The organism is Salibacterium lacus (assembly GCF_042684865.1).
Classification (GTDB): domain Bacteria; phylum Bacillota; class Bacilli; order Bacillales; family Marinococcaceae; genus Salibacterium; species Salibacterium lacus.
Genome location: NZ_JBHUML010000006.1, coordinates 93,299 through 113,818 on the forward strand (window position 1 = coordinate 93,299; position 20,520 = coordinate 113,818).

The 20,520-nt window shown below is 51.4% G+C and carries 18 protein-coding genes; 4 read left to right on the forward strand and 14 right to left on the reverse strand.

The window, feature by feature from the left end; all coding sequences use genetic code 11:
- Window positions 1-45 precede the first annotated feature (45 nt).
- The 6 genes from ACFSUB_RS16300 to ACFSUB_RS16325 all read right to left on the reverse strand — a co-directional run bounded on the left by ACFSUB_RS16300 (window position 46) and on the right by ACFSUB_RS16325 (window position 7,041).
- Window positions 46-1,146 (reverse strand): Rpn family recombination-promoting nuclease/putative transposase, encoded by a 1,101-nt coding sequence (locus tag ACFSUB_RS16300; protein WP_380714341.1) that lies wholly within the window; start codon window positions 1,144-1,146, stop codon window positions 46-48.
- A gap of 262 nt (window positions 1,147-1,408) precedes the next feature.
- A complete protein-coding gene (locus tag ACFSUB_RS16305; RefSeq protein ID WP_380714342.1) occupies window positions 1,409-1,546 on the reverse strand; it encodes a hypothetical protein in 138 nt (45 codons plus the stop codon).
- Window positions 1,547-1,617: 71 nt separating this feature from the next.
- The gene (locus ACFSUB_RS16310) at window positions 1,618-2,874 is read right to left on the reverse strand and encodes a glucuronate isomerase (RefSeq protein ID WP_380714343.1); all 1,257 of its coding nucleotides are present in this window, start codon (window positions 2,872-2,874) and stop codon (window positions 1,618-1,620) included.
- Complete coding sequence (locus ACFSUB_RS16315; protein ID WP_380714344.1) at window positions 2,871-4,370, reverse strand: tagaturonate reductase; 1,500 nt, start codon at window positions 4,368-4,370, stop codon at window positions 2,871-2,873. The genes ACFSUB_RS16310 and ACFSUB_RS16315 overlap by 4 nt, the downstream gene beginning before the upstream one ends.
- Before the next feature lie 93 nt (window positions 4,371-4,463).
- Window positions 4,464-5,963, reverse strand: a complete 1,500-nt coding sequence (locus tag ACFSUB_RS16320) for a UxaA family hydrolase (RefSeq protein WP_380714345.1) — start codon at window positions 5,961-5,963, stop codon at window positions 4,464-4,466.
- A 58-nt stretch (window positions 5,964-6,021) separates the two neighbouring features.
- A complete protein-coding gene (locus ACFSUB_RS16325) occupies window positions 6,022-7,041 on the reverse strand; it encodes a LacI family DNA-binding transcriptional regulator (protein WP_380714346.1) in 1,020 nt (339 codons plus the stop codon).
- Between the two features lie 253 nt (window positions 7,042-7,294).
- Here ACFSUB_RS16325 and ACFSUB_RS16330 point away from each other — a divergent pair, with 253 nt between their 5' ends.
- Complete coding sequence (locus ACFSUB_RS16330; RefSeq protein ID WP_380714347.1) at window positions 7,295-7,924, forward strand: helix-turn-helix domain-containing protein; 630 nt, start codon at window positions 7,295-7,297, stop codon at window positions 7,922-7,924.
- Between the two features lie 2 nt (window positions 7,925-7,926).
- Here the strand turns inward: ACFSUB_RS16330 and ACFSUB_RS16335 are convergent, their stop codons facing one another.
- Both ACFSUB_RS16335 and ACFSUB_RS16340 read right to left on the reverse strand, forming a co-directional pair.
- On the reverse strand, window positions 7,927-8,379 hold the full coding sequence (locus ACFSUB_RS16335; protein WP_380714348.1) for a hypothetical protein: 453 nt from the start codon (window positions 8,377-8,379) through the stop codon (window positions 7,927-7,929).
- A 1,297-nt stretch (window positions 8,380-9,676) separates the two neighbouring features.
- Window positions 9,677-11,206 carry a C40 family peptidase gene (locus tag ACFSUB_RS16340; RefSeq protein WP_380714349.1) on the reverse strand — a complete coding sequence of 510 codons (1,530 nt, stop codon included), beginning with the start codon at window positions 11,204-11,206 and terminating at the stop codon, window positions 9,677-9,679.
- Window positions 11,207-11,383: 177 nt separating this feature from the next.
- On the opposite strand from ACFSUB_RS16340, the gene ACFSUB_RS16345 reads away from it, so the two are divergent.
- Window positions 11,384-12,685, forward strand: a complete 1,302-nt coding sequence (locus tag ACFSUB_RS16345) for a DUF2254 domain-containing protein (protein ID WP_380714350.1) — start codon at window positions 11,384-11,386, stop codon at window positions 12,683-12,685.
- Window positions 12,686-12,902: 217 nt separating this feature from the next.
- Here the strand turns inward: ACFSUB_RS16345 and ACFSUB_RS16350 are convergent, their stop codons facing one another.
- On the reverse strand, window positions 12,903-13,787 hold the full coding sequence (locus ACFSUB_RS16350) for a C40 family peptidase (protein ID WP_380714351.1): 885 nt from the start codon (window positions 13,785-13,787) through the stop codon (window positions 12,903-12,905).
- Window positions 13,788-14,106: 319 nt separating this feature from the next.
- Here ACFSUB_RS16350 and ACFSUB_RS16355 point away from each other — a divergent pair, with 319 nt between their 5' ends.
- Window positions 14,107-15,765, forward strand: a complete 1,659-nt coding sequence (locus tag ACFSUB_RS16355) for an S-layer homology domain-containing protein (RefSeq protein WP_380714352.1) — start codon at window positions 14,107-14,109, stop codon at window positions 15,763-15,765.
- 43 nt (window positions 15,766-15,808) lie between these two features.
- On the opposite strand, the gene ACFSUB_RS16360 is transcribed toward ACFSUB_RS16355, so the two are convergent.
- Complete coding sequence (locus tag ACFSUB_RS16360; protein ID WP_380714353.1) at window positions 15,809-15,964, reverse strand: hypothetical protein; 156 nt, start codon at window positions 15,962-15,964, stop codon at window positions 15,809-15,811.
- 179 nt (window positions 15,965-16,143) lie between these two features.
- Between ACFSUB_RS16360 and ACFSUB_RS16365 the strand changes: the two genes are divergently transcribed.
- Window positions 16,144-18,309 (forward strand): heavy metal translocating P-type ATPase, encoded by a 2,166-nt coding sequence (locus ACFSUB_RS16365; protein ID WP_449329211.1) that lies wholly within the window; start codon window positions 16,144-16,146, stop codon window positions 18,307-18,309.
- 336 nt (window positions 18,310-18,645) lie between these two features.
- Here ACFSUB_RS16365 and ACFSUB_RS16370 read toward each other — a convergent pair whose 3' ends face one another.
- The 4 genes from ACFSUB_RS16370 to ACFSUB_RS16385 are packed head-to-tail and all read right to left on the reverse strand — an operon-like array spanning window position 18,646 to window position 20,498.
- Window positions 18,646-18,822, reverse strand: a complete 177-nt coding sequence (locus ACFSUB_RS16370; protein WP_380714354.1) for a hypothetical protein — start codon at window positions 18,820-18,822, stop codon at window positions 18,646-18,648.
- A 13-nt stretch (window positions 18,823-18,835) separates the two neighbouring features.
- Entirely contained in the window at window positions 18,836-19,270 is a 435-nt protein-coding gene (gene fabZ, locus ACFSUB_RS16375; protein WP_380714355.1) for a 3-hydroxyacyl-ACP dehydratase FabZ, read from the reverse strand.
- Window positions 19,271-19,324: 54 nt separating this feature from the next.
- Window positions 19,325-19,612: a DNA-directed RNA polymerase subunit beta gene (locus tag ACFSUB_RS16380; RefSeq protein ID WP_380714356.1), complete on the reverse strand. Its 288-nt coding sequence runs from the start codon at window positions 19,610-19,612 to the stop codon at window positions 19,325-19,327.
- A 43-nt stretch (window positions 19,613-19,655) separates the two neighbouring features.
- Window positions 19,656-20,498, reverse strand: a complete 843-nt coding sequence (locus ACFSUB_RS16385) for a flagellar hook-basal body protein (protein ID WP_380714357.1) — start codon at window positions 20,496-20,498, stop codon at window positions 19,656-19,658.
- Window positions 20,499-20,520: the final 22 nt, after the last annotated feature.

Sequence of the window (20,520 nt, forward strand, 5' to 3'; positions counted from 1 at the left end):
CGATTCCAAGGGTCATTCAAAACTGCCGGAAATTCCGCCGTTTGATCAGGAAAATAAGTTGTCTTTTATTGATCGAACGGTTTTTTCGTCTAAACCGGTCATTATGCAGACTTCTTCGATTTCCATTCCCTTTTTCAGCATGATCTCTGCTATATCCTGATGACCCTGTTCACGGCCCGATGCATGGCCCTCGGCATGGCCTTCGGTACGCCCTTCGGCACGTCCCTCGACACGGCCCTCCGCACGACCTTCTGCATGCCCCTCCGCACGGCCCTCGGCACGTCCTGTTTCATGTCCCTTTTCATGGCCTTGTTGATGACCCCTTTGGTGACCTTTCTTTTCAGCTTCTTCTTCAGCCTCCTGCAAACGAAGCTCTGCTTCTTTTTCCCGTACAAGGTCGTCTTTGATTTGTTTCCAGCGTCTTTCATACGCAATTCTGTTCTCGATCTTGTCACTGAGGTATTCCCACTGTTCAAATGCGCCTTTCAGTGATTTATCGCTCATTGCGATCTCCTCCAATTCATGATAAATGTCTTCGTACATCTGTTGATTGCGGCGGTCCACCATGCCGAGAAGCAGAAGCCATTTGGCAAGCAGGTGATGGGTGGTGTCCAGTTTTCCTTGTCTCCAATGAGTGATTAGGGTTGGTATTTCAATAAAGTGCATTTCGAGGTGGTTGGTCAGTTGATGGAAATGGTGCCGGTTTTGTATGGCGTAGAAATGGTGAAAGTCGGGTGCTTTTTCTTCCGGGAGCGGGAAATTCAGTATATTGATCATGATAACGGGCTGGAGCTTCCGGTACGGCTCCCCCTGCTTTATGCGGGAAAGATAGAGACGGGACCAATAATATAACGAGCGTTTGACCATATCATACTCATTTGTGAACTGGATTTCAATATTAATATATTCCCCTTTTTCAGTCAGCGCTATGATATCAAGTCTCGATTTTTTGTCTTCTTCCTGATCTCCGGCAAATTCGGTGTTTTCGAATGAAATGTCATGTATAGTCTCATTTCCCTCCCGATTCAATACAGCATTCAGAAATTCGAGAGTAAGATCTTTGTTCCGGTCCACGCCAAAAAGCTGTTTAAATGCATAATCAATCTTCAAATCCATGAGATCGTCCGGACGCAGCCGCTTTAACATTGTTTTTCGCCTCTATTCTGTTGTAATAGACTTTCTTCATTCATTATAATATGAAAAGGAACAATTGTTCTCTTTAGGGCAGAACTTTTGTAGCGGTTGCGGCGTTTTATCGATTGCTTCGGCGCAAAATGGAATCGATTCTTGTTTTTCTCGATTGATTTTAGCCATTTTTGAACTTTTCTCTATTGATTCTCCATTTTTCTGCGTTGATCCCCGGGATTTCCGTCTCGATCCGGCCCAGGCCTGCGTCGATGCCGCAGCACTATGAGAAAGAAAATTTCTGCATCGATTCTCCGGTTTTATCGATCGATTCGCTTGTTTCTTGATCGATTCTCGCGTGTATCGGCATTTTCTCGATCGATTCTCGGAGTTTCTCGATTGATTCTCCCCATTTCCGCATCACAACCTGCAGTTTCCGCGCGTTATTGCACCCAAAAAAACCCCTGCTTCCAGTAGAAGCAGGGGCACCCCTTATTTCCGGAAATCTTTATCGAGGAAGTTCCAGAAGTTTTCGTGGAACATGGCGGCGATGTCTTTTTCGATATCTTCTTTGGTGACAGGCCAGCCGGTGCTGCGCACGTCTTCGTATTTTTCGGTGAGGACGTCTTTGAGCACGGTTTTTGTGTGGCGCCATTTGTAGACGACCTGTTCGAGCACGCGGGCGTCGGAGTGCTGCGGGATGAAGCTCGTGTTGAGGAGCTCAAGGCGCATGCGCGTGACTTCGTTCACGATGACGGGGTTGTTCATGAACCACCAGCAGCCAAATATCATCAGATGCCGGAATTTACGTGCGAGCACGGCGAGTTCATGCTGGTTTTCGCGCGACAGCATCGTGACGAGAAATTTATTCTCCTGATTCTCGGCGAGCAGGTTCTCGAGTGCGCGGATGTCGGCTTTTCCGACAAAGTCGCCGGCGTCTATCAAATCCGGATTGACGCGTTTTTTTACGCCGATCATGAGCGCAAACGGGATGTTATGTTTTTTCGTAACCGGCAGGATGCAGTCGCGGATAACGCGGCCGCGGTCGCTTTCTTCCGGATAGGCGAAGCTCGGCGGGAGTGAGACTGCCATGTAGAGCGGGTTCATGATGTCGATCCAGTCTTCTAGGAACCGGTTCACTTCCTTGATGGTGCGGCCGTTCCACTCATCCTGGATGTCATACCCCCATTCCCGCAGCTTTTCTTTCGTGTTCTGGAAGTCGTTCAGCAGCGGGTCGATCCGGAGCACGGCGTGAAAGTCATCCTGCGGCCTGGTTCCTTCAAACCAGATAGCGCGCTCCTGCTCGTCAAACGGATCGTTGGTCATGACAATGTTGGAAACGTTCGCCTGCTTCATAACGGCGCCGACCTGGGCGGCGGCGGTGCGTCCGGCAAATTCGGCGCGGTACGTATCGAGATTCTTTGTCTTCGGGTCAATGCCCATTTCTTTCAGCGTTGTCAGCACGCCGCGGGCCGCTTCGCTGACCGGGGTACGCTCGACGAACAGCTTCTGCCAGATGAGCTCGGCCTGTTCTTTTTTCTCCATCCGCCAGAAGAGGGCCGGATCCATGTCGGTCCAGCGCATGACTTCAGCGACGAGATAGTGATAGGTGAGCAGCTCGTCGATGTCCCAAAGCAGAATATCACCGAAGTTCGGGGAAAAAAGGTGCGTATGAATGTCGGTGATTTCCTGGTTTTCAATGGCCTCTTCGACTGTGTTACGGATTCCTTTTTCTGTTGTAAGAATCATTGAATCTCCTCCTTCACGTCTTGATGAAACTGTTCCAGCACAGACACGGCACCGTTTTTCAGCAGTGCGTCCACGTAGTCGCTGACAAGCGAGAGGCGGACCGGGTCAGCCTCGTCTCCCAAAAAGGACTGTACCAATCCGGCTGCGGAATGTTCACCCTTGTTATAACCATCCCACAAGTCGTACATCAGATTCACAACATCCTCGGATTCGCGCAGCGGCATGTTCCGGCCGAGCGCGTGCCCTTGTACTTTCTCCTGCCCTTTTTCCTGAGGCTGGTAATACACAAGCAAGGCTGCCAGCGCAAGGGCGAAATACTGGTTCTCCGGATCACTGCTTCCCCACTTCTCCCATAACGGCTGCACGCGGGTACCGAATTTCTGCACCGCATTCTGGCCGAGATCAGTGAGCATGTGGCGCTGGTACGGGTTTTCAAAACGTTCGAGCACGCCTTGGGCAAAGGGGTCTTTTTGTTCCTTGTTATACGGCAGGACCGGCTTGATGGCGTGATTCACTGCCCCCTCTACAAATGCCCGGATGTGGCGGTTCTGCATGGATTCGTAAACCGTGTCCACGCCGTAGAGAAAGGCGGGCGCGAACATCATCGTGTGCGGCGCGTTCAACAGACGGATTTTGAGTTCGGCGTAATCCTGAACGGGTCCGTATACGGCGTTCAGGCCGGCATCCTGAAGCGGAAGAACCCGCCGCACCCGCTCCCCGCCTTCGATGACAAACAGATGATACGGCTCAGCCACGGTGAACAGCCGGTCCTCGTACCCGACCTTCTGCTCAAATTCTTCGATGTTTTCGGGGTAGCCGGTTACAATCCGGTCGACGAGCGTCTGACAGAATTCATTACACTCCATCACCCACCGCCGGAAGTCCTCCCCGAGCGACCAGTCCTCGATTTTTCGCAGGACGATGTCTTTCAACACATCACCATTACGCTCCACCAGTTCACACGGCAGCAGCACCAGGCCTTTGTCCGGATCGCCATCAAACGCAAGATACCGTTCATACAACAGCTGGGTTGTTTTTCCCGGAAAAGAAAGCGGCGAGGTCTCCCGGTTCCAGTCTTCTTCCTGATACACAAGCCCCGCTTCCGTCGTATTGGACGTCAGGATTTCAAGCGCCGGCTCACATGCGGCCGCCACGGCCCGGTCCCATTCTTCATACGGATTGATGGAGGCCGAAATCGACGTCACGACATCGGCGCGGTCAATCGTTTGGCCGTCAAGACGCCCCCGGAGCTGCACGGTATAGGCATTATCCTGGGCGTGCAGATCCGGCAGTTTGCGGCCGTGCGGGGTCGGCTGGAGAGCCGCCACACTGCCGTTGAACAGCCCCTGCCGGTTCATGTGCTCAATCATCCAATCCAAAAAACCGCGCATGAAATTTCCTTCGCCGATCTGCAGCACTTTCACTGGAAGCCCGGTGTTATGCTGCACTTGATGAGGGTCGTGTTTTCTCAAATAGTCATAGGATAATCTCTCCATGTTCTTCCTCCTTTAGAAAAGTTCCTGGTGCCGGGCCTTTCAAGAGACGCACCTGTTATGGAATGCAGCAGACGACTATATTTCCCTTCTTTCTTACAAAATCACGCCGTCTTTGAAAATCGCAATTTCCTTGAAGTTGTACATTTCGTTGCGGGTTTCTTTCGTTCCGGAGGCCCAGGCGATCATGTCGTCCATGAATTCATCAGTCAGTGTCTCCAGCGGTTTGCCTTCGACGAATTCCCCGGCGTTAAAGTCAATCCAGCGCTTCTTCTTCTCGGCAAGCGCGGTGTTGGTTGAAATTTTCACCGTCGGCACCGGTCCGCCGAACGGGGTGCCCCGCCCGGTTGTAAACAGAATAATGTGGGCGCCCGCTGCGGCGAGGTTGGTGACCGATACCAGGTCATTTCCCGGTCCCTGCAGCAGGTTCAACCCTTTCGTTGTGGCGCGGCCGGCGTATTCGAGCACATCCACAACGGTTGCACTGCCGCCTTTCTGCACGCAGCCTAGCGACTTTTCCTCCAGTGTTGTAATACCGCCGTCCTTGTTGCCGGGCGACGGATTTTCATAGACGTTCTGGTCGTGGTCGAGAAAGTACTGCTTGAAGTCATTGACGAGTTTCACCGTGTTATCAAACACCTGCTCGTTCTGCGCCCGGCTCATAAGCAGTTTCTCCGCACCGAACATTTCCGGCACTTCGGTAAGAATCGTCGTGCCGCCGTGGGCAATCAAACGGTTCGAAAACGAGCCCACGAGCGGATTCCCCGTAATGCCGGAAAGGCCGTCGGAGCCGCCGCATTTCAAGCCGACTTTCAGCTCGGAAACCGGGACTGGTTCGCGCTTGAAGCTGTTGGCGTAAGCGGTGAGTTCTCCGATCAATTCCATTCCTTCTTCAATCTCATCATCCACGTCCTGCGCGCCGAGGTACACCACTTTGCCGTTTGCCTTCTCGCCGATCATGTCCTGGAACGATTTGATGGTGTTGTTTTCGCAGCCCAGCCCCATGACGACGACACCGACCGCATTCGGATGCAGCACGAGGCTTGAGAGCACGCGCTGGGTGTTGGTCAGGTCATCGCCGAGCTGCGAACAGCCGAACGGATGCGGAAAATGGAATACACCATCCACTTCATCGCTGTCGTTTAGTTCCTTGGAGGCCATATCGGCGAGGAGTTCCGCCGATTTGTTAATACAGCCGACCGTATTGATAATCCAGATTTCATTGCGGATCCCGACTTCTCCATTCGCCCGGCGGTAGCCCTGGAACGTGAGCTCTTCGGCGGGCGCTTCGAGGTCTTCCTGTTCCCGCGGCTCATACGTATAGTCGAGTTTGCCGCTTAGGTTCGTCTTCGTATTATGGGAATGCACCCATTCGCCTTTCTCGATATCCCGTTCCGCATGCCCAATCGGGTTGCCGTATTTGATAATGTCTTCTCCCTCTTTAATCGGATAGAGTGCCACTTTATGACCGGCCGGTATCGGTTCAAGCGGTGTGATCCGAAGGCCGCCGGACTCGATCTCCTCTCCCCCGGGTGCTTCTTCAATTGCCACCGCCACGTTATCCAGTTCATGAATATGAATAATCGGTTCTTTCATGAGTATCTTTCCTCCCCTTTTTTAGTAAGCGGTCTCAAAATCGACAGAACAGCGCTGATCAGGGCGCCTTCACTGAATCCCTCTCCAGAAATACCGGTGAAAAGCGGTGCACAGCAGGAGTCTGTTCTCTTCCTCCATTCATCTGTTCAAACAACAGCTCTGCGGCTTTCTCTCCAATGACGGATGCCGGCTGTTCGATGGAGGTGATGGCCGGGTTGTAGACACCGGCGAGCGGCATGTCGTCAATGCTTATAATACTCACGTCTCTACCGATTTCTATCCCTTCCTGTCTGCAGAACTGCAGCACTTCGATGAAGGTAAGATCGTTGCTGGCAAGAAGCGCCGTCGGTTTATCTTCTTTCTGAAATGCAGCTGCCAGATAGTCCGCCATACCGGCCAGCGGCTGTTCAAAAATAAACATGCCGCTATCCTCCAGCCCGCGGTTTTTCATTGCTTTCTGAAAACCGGAAAGCCGTTCTGACCTGGGCGTCATCACCCGTTTCAGCGGGGGGACGGCCAATCCGATCTTCCCGTGGCCGCAGCGGACGAAATGGTCCACTGCCATATCCGCCGCCTGTTCATTATCTGTTAACACCGTACTCACCGGGAGGTCCGGGACGATCCGGTCGACAAATACGAGAGGAATGTCCTTATCGAGAAGCTCGCGGTATAACTCTTCATTATCCCCCGCCGGAAAAATGATAAATCCGTCCACCTGCTTCGCCTCAAGCATCTGCACGTATTTCTGTTCTTTCTTCGGGTCTTCATCGGTGTTACAGACAATGACGTGAATGTCCTGCTCGTTGCAGGCGTCTTCGACGGTGCGGATGACCTGCGTCGAAAAGCCGTGAAGAATGTTGGCGACAATCATGCCTATCGTAAAGGTTTTCTTCTGTTTCAGACTTCTTGCGAGAACATTGGGGGAATATCCGAGCGCGGCGATACTCTCGCGAATGCGCTGCTTGGTCTCTTCCCCCATGTATTCAAACCGTTTGTTCAGATACTGGGAGACTGTACTTTTTGAAATGCCGGCATGCTTTGCTACGTCGGCGATGGTTATGTTTTTGTCGTGTTTCATGCTTGCACTCACCTTTTATCTGAGTGAAAAACCTTCTGCGCTTTTTACTAAACCGTTTTATCTAAACCGGTTTATCTGTATTTTACGAGACGTTTTCTGAAAAGTCAATCCTCTTTCTTTATGAAAGGCGGCAGTGTGTCCACTGCCTTTTGTTCACTTTTAATGAACATTGTTTTCTTTAAGTGAACAAGATGCAGTCTTGACCTGTTTTATTTCATCACAGCTATGTAAAATAACAGCAGGTGATACAGCAATGGAAAATCGTACATTGGGCAGTTACGTTAGAGAACTCCGGCTCCGGAACAATTTTTCCCTCCGTGATCTTGCCAGGGAGACAGATATCAGCTACTCCTATATTCATGCTATTGAAAACGACCGTGTCACGCCGTCCCGGGATGTCGCAGAGGCGCTGGCAGGAGGGCTGCAGGGGTCCCTTCCCGACGAAATCCTTCGGCTTGGAGGATACCTTCCCTCTCAACAGAAGAAAAGCCTGGAAGAAGCCATTAACCTGCATTCGTTCGCCTCAAGATTAGAGGAGCTCATGAGTGCACAAGGCTGGCAGATGGAGGCGCTCGGGGTTCGGACCAATATAGATAAAAGTCATCTGTACCAATGGCTTCACCCCGATTACTACCGGACATCTTCCACCCGGATACCAGACATTATCAGCCTCTACAAACTGGCGTCTGTGTTCGATGTAACACCTGACTATCTCGCCGGCTGTACCGGGAATGAAAACCAATTCGACAAAAACTTCCCCCGTCCTAAAAATCTACGCGATCTTCTGAACGGCGATCCGCTTGTTCTGGATCATATCCCTTTGGATGAAGCCGATAAAGAGAGATTGATCGCTATCATTTATGCTGTGTTTGAGTCGCCGTAATACTATTTCACTAACAGCCCTCTGTCCTGAAGGCGGTGCAAGGACATGGTCCAGTCTTCAGGGTGGAGGTAGCCTTTCACCCGTATTAATCCAGGCTGCTGCGTATGAATCAGGACAATTAAGTCGATGATGAGCGGCGTGGATATCCTTCCGTGATGGTTGCTTACACCCAGCATAATCAGTACTTCCTCCTGGTTTATGTAACAATTTAACTCCAGATACAGCAGGATTACATCCGTTGTAAACGCACGTTGAATCTGAATATGGAAGTGAGAAGCCTCCATCCTCCGCATTATTTCTGCTTTTTCGGGATAACGGACCATATCGTGGCATGTCGACGTTTGCACGTACCGGCAGATGTTCCGGTACAGCTTTGCCCATTCCATCTGTGTGATCAAGTCCGGCTGCAGATATACTTCCAGCGCTTCCAGTTCAAGCGGGGAATCCGGCGTCATATCATCACCTCCTGCGTCGAAAGTCTTAATCATGTTTATAATTATATAATATTGTTCACTGAAAAAACACAAAAATGAGTTATTTTTCTAAATAAATAAAATAATGATTCCGTTTTATTCGTTGAGAATGAAAAAAGCTTGCGATTATTAAAAATCATAAATCGGAAGCGTTTCATTGGACACTAACGAACAAAAAGGAAAACCTAACGGACGATAGGAGCTTCTATGAACCACTACCTGCGCGCACCGGCGTTCCGGTGTCTCCTAAAACTGTGCTAACGGACACTCGCGCCTGCTGTGTAAGCATTTGGTACCCGGTAACCGATCCTGCCCTCCGGAGTACAAGTGGAGAATTGGGACAAAAGATAACTATACACAAGAAAACACGAAAGTCTTGAGTCGCTGTTCAGGAGCCACATAGCAGCGGAGCCAAAATGCTTCGACTCCTGCTCCGAACAGCACAAGCCGCAGGTACCCCGCAGGATGTGCGGTCAGAGCCGGCGTCCGCACGTGACATATTTCCACAGGATAATGACGTTTGCGTGGGCGCGGAACCCTATAAAGTGCCTTATGAACCATTCATAATGACGTTTAAGGGGGCAGCGGACACTATAAAGTGCCTCAGGCGATGTGCCTAACGACGTTTACGGGAGCGCGGAACTCCCTAAAGTGCCTTCGAACTATTCATCCCTCCTTTCACGCAGCGACGCGGGCTTTTTTACTGTATTGGTCCGTTCATCTCCCCGCTGAACGCAGCCTTGATTCGTTCATGATGACGTTTGCGGGGCACGAAACCCTCTAAAGTGCCTTATGAATCATTCATAATGACGTTTATGGGCACACCGAATACTACAAAGTGCCTCAGGCGATGCGCCTAACGACGTTTACAGGAGCGCGGAAGTCCCTAAAGTGCCTTCGAACCCATTCCCAACGAACGTCCGCCCCCCCCAACCTGAACGCAACAAACAAACGCCTGCATTTTTCTGCATCTGTACTACCAGAGCAGCTGAGGCGCGGTTTCGATTCCGGTAAACGTGGCCTCGAACGGCCGGGGGCCGCCGGCTTCAACAAGCAGCTGATCCGGCAGCACCGCGGCCGCGAGCCGTGTTCAGGCGAAGACACGATGAACGCCAGCGAATCGATGCCGCCCTTGTGCTCTGGAGTAAAAGCGAAGTGTTTTGACGAAGCGGTGTAGAATGCAAAACAAAAATGCCGAACAATTCACATAAGAATCGTTCGGCATTTTTCATTCACTTTAGAGTTTTGTCCCAGTCTCTTTCTTCCTTTATCCTCTCTTTTAGTAGCGTTTCGCGCCGATATAACGCTGCTCCCAGTAGTCCTCTGTTTTATCGCTGACGGTGACACCGGTGGATGTGCCGGCGTGGATGAACTGGTCGTTTCCTGTGTAGATGCCGGCATGGGAAGGGCCGTCGTTATATGTTTTAAAGAAAACAATATCGCCTACCTTTGGCTTATCGACCGAGTCTCCTTCATTGTATATATCGGCAACCGTCCGCGGCAGCTCCACGCCGTTTTCTTTGAAGACGTACTGGAGAAACCCGCTGCAGTCGAAACCGGATTCCGAGGATCCGCCCCATACATACGGGGTTCCGATATGTTCGGAAGCATCCGCGACAAGATTCACTGCATTGAAATCCGTATCGGTGGAAGCCGTCGAAACATCCTGTTCCTCCCTGTCTTCCCCGGAGGCCAGCATCTCGTCCATTTTTTCCTGTGTTTCAGGACCGGCGATGCCATCTACCACAAGTCCCTGTTCACTTTGAAAAGATTTTACCGCTTTTTCTGTGACGCCGCTGAATACTCCGCTTGGTTCCATTTTCATATAATCAAGGTCACGCAGGCGTTCCTGAAGTCTGCTCACCTGTTCTCCACTGTCCTCGTAACGGAGCATCTCTGAAGAACCTGCGCCGGATGCGTCCGTTTGTGCTTCTTCCCCCGGGTCAGAAGCGGAGTCCGGATTGTTTTTCAAAGCGTTGAATGTCTTCGGGCCGGCGAGCCCGTCCGTCGCGAGACCCTGTTTCTGCTGGAAACGGCGGACCGATTCTTCGGTCATCGGCCCGTATACTCCGGTTACATCCTTGTTATAAAAACCGAGGTCTTTGAGCTGGCGCTGCAGGAGGGAGACTTCACTGCCTTTGTCCCCGCTTTCAAGAATCCGGAACGTGGAGCCGGATTCCGGGCGCGGTGCCGGCTCTGCCTGAAGAGCGGCGGAAGCGGAACCGATGACACCCCGCATGGCCGCAAAGGTCTGCGGTCCGGCGATGCCGTCCACTACAATGCCGGCGTCTTCCTGAAAGCTCTTCACAGCACTTGCGGTGCGGCGTCCGTAATACCCGTGCTGTTCTCCCTTAAAAAGGCCGAGGTTCTGCAGCCGGCGCTGCAGCTCTCTAACCGCGGAGCTTTCTTCCCCGGTCCGCATGACGGTCGTGGAACCGAGCTGGTCTTTTTTATTATCCCGATCGACCGCACCGGAAACTTCGGCCGTTGGTTCTGTCCCGCGCTGCAGCAGGGCGCCGAATGTTTCGGGACCCGCGATGCCGTCCACTGTCAGCTGATGGGCGCGCTGAAACGATTTCACAGCTTCCACCGTCGATGTATCGTAGCTGCCGCTTACCGTTTCGTATGTATAGTGCCCCCGGTCTTTTAAGAGTTCCTGCAGTTCCTTCACATCCTCGTTTTCCATTCCGTAGGACAAAACCGTGTCGCCGGCCGCTCCTTCTGCCGCGGACGGCACAGCAAGTAATGCTCCTGCAGCAGCAGCCGATGCCGCTGCGATCTTTTTCGTGTCCGTTGACGTGTCAAACACTATGATCCCCTCCTGCTTCTGCATAACTTGACATACCGGTAAACTTTTCTATCTTTTATTGTACATGCTTCCCGGGTATTCTTCCATCCTTTTTGTGATTTGAAGATTAAAATGTTGTAAAAAGAGGTATCATGTATTGTTGTGTTCATTAGTTAATAAAGTTGAAAGGAATTTTGTATGAGACAACCAAAATGGTACGTTCATTTACGGGAGAAATTCTGGTTCATTCCTTCCATATATGCTGTTTTATCGCTGCTGGCGATTTCTTTAATCTCTTACCTTATCAGTCTTGTACCGGCCGGTTGGTATATTCAGGCGCCGGGTTTTCTGCCTATTACCATCTCAACCGCCAATTACCTGTACAGTTCTCTCATTACGGCACTGCTTACGATGACCAGTGTCAGCTTTTCATCCGTGATGGTCGTTCTGACTACCTATTCGACCCAGTTCACGCCGCGTGCGCTGCAGGATTTCATGCAGAGCCGGACCACCCAGCATGTACTCGGTGTGTTCACCTTTGGTTTTATTTTCTCTCTGGTGAATCTTATCCTTCTTTCACCAACGGACTCGAACCACTTGTTCATGCCGCTCATTATGGTGATGGTTTCGATTGTCTGCCTTGGTGCGTTCATTCTGTTTATTTATCACTCGACCAAGTACGTTCAGGTCAACCATTTGATTGGAAAAATACGAAATGACGCATCCAAGGCGATTGAAGAGGCGTATTACCTCCCGCACCTGAACGCTTATTCCGAATGGGAAAACCCTATTCCAGAGGGAGAGCCGAACGTCATTTACGCGCACCGCTCCGGTTACACGCAGCTGCTTGAACTCCAGAACATCGTGAACTGGGCTGCGCGTCATGACGTGCGGGTGGAAAGCCTGATCCAGGTCGGGCATTACGTGCATAAAGGAGAACCGATATTCCGGTTCTGGCCCGGAGACGCCGAACCGGATGTAACGGAGCTGAGGGAGTGTCTGCTTGTAGGCAATGAACGGAGCAATGCCCAGGATATCGAGTTCTCGATGCAGAAGCTGGTTGATATCGCGGTACGGGCCATTTCCCCGTCCGTGAATGACCCTCATACCGCGATCAATTGTATCAACCGTTTGGCGGCGCTGCTGGCTGAAATCAGCATCCGTCACGAATCACTGACTTATTTCAGCGATGAAAACGGGGAACTTCGTTTCATTTTATATCCGATCTCGTTTCGCAGTTACCTGCACGGCAACTTCTTTCAGATCCGGATGTACGGCAAAAACGACGTCTCCGTCATCGGCGGATGCATAGACGCCTTGACCGTCGTCGCCCAGACCGGCCGGGACACCGTTCACGACGATCTGCGCTCGTTTTTTGAATACATGAAAGAAGCCATTGATGAAGATTCATTGAGCCAGTGGGACTATGATTACTGGCAGGAACGGCTCCGCCGCTTCAAGGCAGAGCTCGAAGGAGAGGGCCGCGTATACCAGGTCTAGGCTGAGCTTTTTTATGAAAGAAAATGGAACCCTGTGCCTGCGGAAAGACCAAAGGGTCCCCTCTTGGCTGTGATTCATCCGGCCGTGGACACTACGATGCCTCCCCGGTGATGGAGTGTCCCCAGAGGGCCGCCCCGCCGTTTGGCTCCAGATAAACGACAAAAATCCCGGACCATCCATGTAGATGGTCCGGGATTTTTCACCGTGTTCCTTCATTCTATTCGAGATAGCGTCTGGCGCTGTGGTAGCTTCCTGCGTATTCCGACTCGGAAATCGCCACTTTTTCAACCGTACTGTCCGAGTTCGGGGAGTGAATCATACGGCCGTCTCCAAGATACATGCCGACGTGATGTATTTCGCCGGTGCCGCCGTTATAGGCGAAAAAGACAAGGTCGCCTTTCTGGAGATTGTTGCGCTCCACAGCTGTCCCGCTTCGCGCCTGATCCTTGGAGTCCCGCGGAATGGTGATACCGTGGGCTTTATAGATGGTGTGGGTGAAACCGGAGCAGTCAAACCCAAACCCAGACGTGCCCGCCCACAGATACGGTAGATTCATAAACTGTTCCGCGGTCGTCTGCAGGTCGGCAGCTTCCGGCTCAGGAATCGCGCTCTCGTCTTCATACACAGTAACATCGCCGGCGTTTATCCACTTGTTGCCGTCCGAGGGGGTGGCCACCAGCAGTTTGTCATCGGTTTCGAACACGACCGGCAGTCTTGTGTTAAAACTGATTTCGAGGCTTTTCGTTTCCAGACTCCTGTCCTCATGCAGGAAAGCAGTCGGTTCGGTGACCTGAGCTGTGTCGGCATGCTGCAGCAGTTCAAACCTCGGACTCTCGGTAATCTGCTCTTTTGGCACCCAGCCCGGATAGCCGGTATCGTTCTGCGGCGTATCCTGTTCTTCCACCGCAATTTTCGCCCAGTTTCCTTCCTCTTTCAGAACTTCCACTTCCATGCCGTACAACGCCTGGGTATCAAGGTTCCCAAGCAGACCGCGCTTATCCGCGGCCGACATCGATTCGGTCCACTGCCACGGCTGCACCGGGTTCTGAAGAGCCGGTGCGTCCATGTTTCTTGGAGCCTCAGGGTCTGCCCACACAGACATGACCGAAACGTCTACATAATGCGAGTATTCCCCGGAAGCCGGTGCCGCTTCCGCCTGGCCGGCAAAAACTGCCGGAAGTACCAGGCCTGCAAGTGTCAGCGCCGTGATATGTTTAGAAAAAATAATCGTCCTCTCCTTTATGTAGAATGACTCTCTTTCTTCTATTCTATCAGAAGAAAAAATTTTTTAAATTCCTGAATCGAAAATGGATCTTGTTCCGTACATAAATGTTGTGGAATTTGTTAGTTGGTTATGGAAATCATAGTCAGTTTCATAGTATACTAACAATGTGCACATAAATTTTTCAGGAGGGTACCATATGAAAAAGTTCTACAGTATTGCTTTATCAGCGACACTTGCTGCGTCGCTTACGTTACCAGCCACAGCCGGGGCACAGTCTTCTTTCAGCGATATCGGTGAAGATTTCTGGGCCGGGGATGCAATCAGTCATCTTGAAGAAGAAGGAATTATTTCGGGATACGAGGACGGTTCCTTCGGGCCAAACGATGAAGTAACCCGCGGCCAGGCTGCGTTGATGCTGTCATCAGCACTAAATCTTGATACATCGGATCGTCCGGAGCCTGGTTTTTCGGATATTGAAGACGGTACAGAGCTTGCCGACGCGGTAGCTGCTGTAGCGGATGAAGGAATTATCGAAGGGTACGAGGAAGAATTTCAACCTAACGCAGACCTGACCCGTGCGCAGATGGCAAAAGTGCTGGCAGCAGCCTACGACCTGAGCGGGGACAACAGTGCTGATTTCTCTGATGTGAGCGAAGACTTCTGGGCTTACGACCACATCGATGCACTGGCTGCAAACGGTATTTCCTCCGGGTATGAAGACGGTTCCTTTAAGCCGGGCGCTTCAACCACAAGAGCCCAGTTTGCAACGTTCCTATGGAACACGACCGGAGACGCTGAAGAAACTCCGGAAGCACCAGAGACGGATGAAGAAATTACTACCGTGCTCGAAGATGTCATGGAAACCCAGCAGAACCTTGAAAGTTATACATTTGACGGCAATATCGGTATCAACATAGATGTACCGATGGGAGATCAGGAACTTACGGAAGAAGAGCAGCAGGCTCTGGAAGAATCCATGAACATGAACATGGAGATGAGCGGTACATTCCAGAAAGACCCTATGATTACAGAGGTAGTCATTGAGCAGAACATTCCACAGTTCGAGGAAACGATGGAGCAGGTTTCTCTGTCCACCAACGAGGCAAGCTATCAATATATCAATGACGCTGCCATGATGGGATATCCCGAAGACTGGCAGGACAAATATATTGAAATGAACTATGAAGATGTTCTGGGCGGCCAAGCGTCAGACATTCCTTTCGATATGGAACAGCAGCAGGAAATGGCTCAGGAAATCTATGACGTGTTCATCGAAAACTTCGGCACTGAATATTTCGAGCTTCAGGACAGTCATGCCTCCATTCCGGACGATGTAGAGTACGATCAGGTACTCACTTTTGAACTGGCGCATGAGGATCTCAGCGATGTGATGTCTATTCTCGAAGAAGATGTCATTCCTGAGCTTGAACCGATTCTTGAGAATCCAGGTGCCGCTTCGGCTCTTGCCAGCGTGACAGGTTCCAGCTTCCAGGCATTGAATGAAGAAGGAACCATGCCTGAAGGCGGTATGACCGAAGAGGACATCAACGAGGTTCTCGAAAGCTTAAATCTTGAAACCTTTGAAATGCATCAGGCTATCAATGAAAACAACCAGGTCGTATATGACACTGGTGAAATCGAAGTCAGCTACACCGACGAGCAGCAGGGCGAAATGTCCTTCGGCGTGGACTACGGCATGACGTCGAGCAACTTCAACGAAGACGTCACGTTTGAATACGGCCTTCCGGAAAGCGACGAGAACATCATCACGTATGATGAGCTCATGAACTGGCAGGAAGAGCAGATGACGGATTTTGAAGAAATCGAAGAAGGAGAACTCGAAAGCGTACAGTAATTCGAGTGTCTTCAGCCGGTCCTTTTTACAAGGGCCGGCTTTTTTATTGTTTCGACTCCTGCTTGTTTCTAAAAGACAGCATAGGCGCTGTCTTTTCATTATGCCGGCGGCAGTCGAGTGCCGTTACCTGCCGATTGCGTTCATTTACAAGCCAAAATGAGTCGTTTACCTGCCACAGCCGCAGGAATACCTGCCGCATTCGTCATTACCTGCCACAGCGTCCCTTTTACAAGCCAAATTCACCTCATTACAAGCCGATGGACTTCCTTTTTCATTCAAATATTCATTTGAATATTGACTTTCATGCCCTTGAATCATACACTAAAACGTAACAATCAAACGATGATTTGAATGAATGCATGTACAGGAGGAGAGCGTATGAGTCAGGTGGAGAAAGAAAAACAAACAGCCTGCTGCGGCAGTGCGCAGGAAAGCAGCAGCAGGATGGAAGATACTCAAAAAGAAACGTACAACGTCGAAGGCATGGACTGCGGGTCGTGTGCAAAGACCATTGAAAAGCATATCAGGAATGTGCCGGATGTACAGGACGTGCAGGTGAATTTTGCTGCCGGAAAGATGCAGGTCCACCACTCCACCAGCCCGGAGAAAATGATCCAGGAAGTACAAAAAGTCGGTTTCGATGCTTCTCTGGACAATGGATCTCGAGACGCTGCGAAGGAGAACACGAAGAAAAAACGGCTCTCCAGCACCACACTGTCCGGAATTTTTCTCATGCTTGGTTTTGCGGGGTCGTTTACAGCTCTTCCTGCTTTTCTTATTACTGCTCTGTATGCCGCTGCCATTGCCGCTGGGGGATACAAGCCGGCGAAAAGTGCGTTCTTCGCTGCAAAAAGTGGTTCCCTCGATATGAATGTGCTGATGGCAGCTGCTGTGATCGGTGCTGCGTTGATGGGGGAATGGTTTGAAGGGGCGATGGTGGTATGGCTGTTTGCGCTGGGGAATGCGCTGCAGAACCGTTCCATGGAACGCACGAGAACTTCCATCCGCCATTTGATGGATCTTGCTCCGGATGAAGCGGTTGTTCTCTCCGGGGGGCAGCAGGTTCGTAAAGCGGTGGAAGATGTCGGAGTCGGGGAGATTCTCGTTGTAAAGCCCGGGCAGAAAATTCCTCTCGACGGGGAGGTGGTAACAGGGGCCTCCAGTATTAATCAGGCTCCCATCACCGGAGAATCGCTGCCTGTGGACAAACAGGAGGGAAGTACGGTGTATGCCGGCACCATCAACGAAAGCGGTTCGCTGGAAATCAAGGTGACCAAACTCGTGCAGAATACGACCATTGCGGGAATCATTCATCTTGTGGAAGAGGCCCAGGAGAAAAAAGCACCGATGGAAGCGTTTATCGACCGGTTCGCCGCTGTTTACACCCCGGTTGTGTTCGCACTCGCTGTTTCTGTCATGGTTCTTCCTCCGCTCCTCGGGTTCGGTGCCTGGGGGGAGTGGCTCTATAAGGGATTGGCGCTGCTCGTGGTGGCCTGCCCTTGCGCCCTCGTGATTTCCACCCCGGTGGCCATCGTTTCGGCTATCGGAAATGCCGCCAAGAACGGCGTGTTAATCAAAGGCGGCACTTTTTTGGAAAAAGCCGGGATCATAGAGAGCATGGCTTTTGATAAAACAGGTACGTTAACGGAAGGAAAGCCAAAAGTGGCCGGCGTGCACACGCTTCGCGGCACGGAAGAAGAGTTAATCGCCGCGGCGCGTACGATTGAAGAACATTCCACCCATCCCATCGCCACGGCAGTGACAGCGTATGCCGGGGAACGCGGAATTCCGGCAGGGGAGGGACGTGATTTTCAGTCGGTGGCAGGAAAAGGGGCTTCCGCTGTTATCGATGATGTCGAGTATTTTGCCGGAAGTCCGGCCTGGTTTCAGGAGATGGAGATTTCCATGCCGGAGGACGCCGGACATCGTATTCAAGCCATGCAGGAGGAAGGAAACACCTTGGTCGTGGTCGGCACGCGTTCCCACGTTCTAGGCATGATTGCCGTCCGCGATACGATTCGTGATATAACAGTTCAGTCCGTTCAGGCCTTGAAAAAAACAGGGATATCCGAGACGGCGATGCTGACCGGGGACAACCGCGGTACAGCCAAACGAATCGCCGAAGAAACCGGAGTGGACCGTTCCTTTGATGAGTTGCTTCCGGAAGATAAAGTAAGCGCTGTTCACTCGTTGCAGCGGGAAGGGAAACGTGTCGCGATGGTAGGAGACGGCATCAATGACGCTCCGGCTCTCGCGTCAGCTGATCTTGGCATCGCCATGGGAGGCGCGGGCACCGACACCGCGATGGAGACCGCCGATATTGTGCTGATGGCCGATAATCTCGAGCAACTGCCGCGCACGATCCGTCTCAGCCGCAGAGCTTTAAGAGTCATTAAGCAGAACATCTGGTTTTCGCTGCTGACCAAAGCCGCTGCGCTCGTGCTCATTTTTCCAGGATTCTTGACGCTGTGGATGGCGGTGCTGAGCGACACCGGCGCCGCCCTGCTGGTCATTCTCAACAGCATGCGGCTGCTGAGAGCATAGCAGCGACCGGCTTGATGGCATCCGGCGACGGAAATTGGGAGAATCGATGCAGACATCTCGAGAATCAATCGAGAAATCCGGAGAATCGATCAGGAAACACCAATCTTCCCTTTCCCGCTTCAGGGGCGGCCTCGGTAATGCAATCTCCCACCGAATCGATGCAGAAATCCAGAGAATCAATCGAGAAATGCAGAGAATTAATCGAGAAAATTCCATTTCGCCCGAGAATCAATCAAGAAACGCGCGGATCGATCAAGAAAATCGCCGAATCGATCGAAAAACGCACCTTCCCCCGTCCCTTGCGCATACTTTATCCAAAAAAAGGAGCTGTCCTCGTCAGGACAGCTCCTTTTTGTTTTCCCATGTCATGAGTCCAATAAGAATCGCACTGGTTACCATGCTTCCCACAACCGGCGCGATGATGTCACCCGGTTTCGAATGCGAGGCGCCGATTACAGTAGCTGCAAGCGTCACCACCACAAACAGGACAACTCCTATCCATACTGCTTTCATGACTGGACCTCCTTTATTCTTCCGGATCCTGGATGGCAAACATCAGATCCAGCTCACAGACAACGGTATCGTCGACTTTTGCCGTGCCTTTTCCTTTTCCAATCTTTCCACGTAATCTGGTGATTTCTGTTTCAAGAATGAGCTGGTCCCCTGGCTTGACCTGGGATTTAAAGCGGCAGTTCTCTACACCTGCAAAAAAAGCCAGTTTTCCCTGATTTTCTTCTTTTTTCAAAATAGCAACCGCTCCGGTCTGTGCCAGTGCTTCGATAATCAGCACACCCGGCATCACGGGATAATCCGGGAAATGGCCGTTGAAAAATTCTTCATTCGCTGATACGTTTTTGAACCCGGCTGCCCGCTCCCCTTCCTGCAGATCCGTAATCCGGTCTACCAAAAGGAACGGGTAGCGGTGCGGGATAATTTCTTTGATTTCTTCACTGGAGAGCATGTCTTCCTCCTTGCCGGCTGTACTTTGCAATATTTTACAATCGAAGGCGGTGGATTAGTTTCCCTGGATAAATTCAAACATCCGTTCCCAGCTGCCCCATCTCAACACCTCGAGGCCGTTTCCTTCCCCTACGATGGCATACCCTGTGACGAGTCCGCCAAGGAGGCTTAAAATGAGAACGGCAAGAATGATCAGAAGTCTGGCCCAGATCGGGACCATCCGGATGCGTTCCTTTCGGCGCTCCTTCTTGGAGACACTGCCGGCATCCTTTTCCTCCTGTTCTTTTTCCAGCCTTCGTTCCTGCCTGGATTGACTTTGTGGTCTATCTTCATTATAAGTCATGATTTTAACTCCGTAACATTATACTTCCATACGCGGATTCATATCAGCCGCGCAGGCTGTTAATGAGACCCATCATCTGGTCTCCCTGTGAAATTGCACGTGCGTTAAAGGAATACTGACGCTGGGTGGTCATCATATCTGTCATGGCCTGACCGACATCAACATTAGACTGCTCGAGTGACCCCTGTTTCACTGCTTCTGCAGCTCCCGGTACAAACTCCAGCACATCAGCTTCATCCAGTCCAAGTTCACCAAGCTCCGGCAGCGCATAGTTGTTGCCGTCCACCTGCTCGAGAAGCTGCGGCTTGGTAACGCGGGCCAGTTCCATCTGTCCGATTTCAATGTCTTCTCCTGCCTCGTTCACTGCTTCAAGGGTTCCGTCTTCCTGAAGGGTAAAGTTGCTTGCTCCAGCTGGAACATCCATTCTTTCCCCATCTGCTCCAAGTAGATAATCGCCCTGATTATTAACGAGTGTCCATCCGTCCAGCTCTTCCGGATTTTCCGACAGGTAGAACGAACCGTCTCGTGTATACTGTGTTTCCGGAGCCCCGTCTGTCATCGATTCCACCTGGAAAAACTGATCTTTGTCCGTAATCGCAAAATCCAGTTCACGATCCGTGTTCTGAAGTGCTCCCTGTTCCATCCGCAGGGCAGTCTGTGCAACTCCCGCTCCCGTTCCGATACGCAGACCATCCGGTGTCAGACGGCCTGCTTCATTACGCTCATCCTGCAGATTATTGGTCTGTTGATAAAGCATGTCTGAAAAAGTGGTTTCACTCCGCTTATAGCCGGTCGTATTACTGTTTGAAAGATTACTGGAAATGCCGTTAAGCTTTTGCTGCAGCTGCCCCATCGTATTGGCCGAGGACAATACCGATCCATACATAGTGTCTCTCCCCCTTCAACCT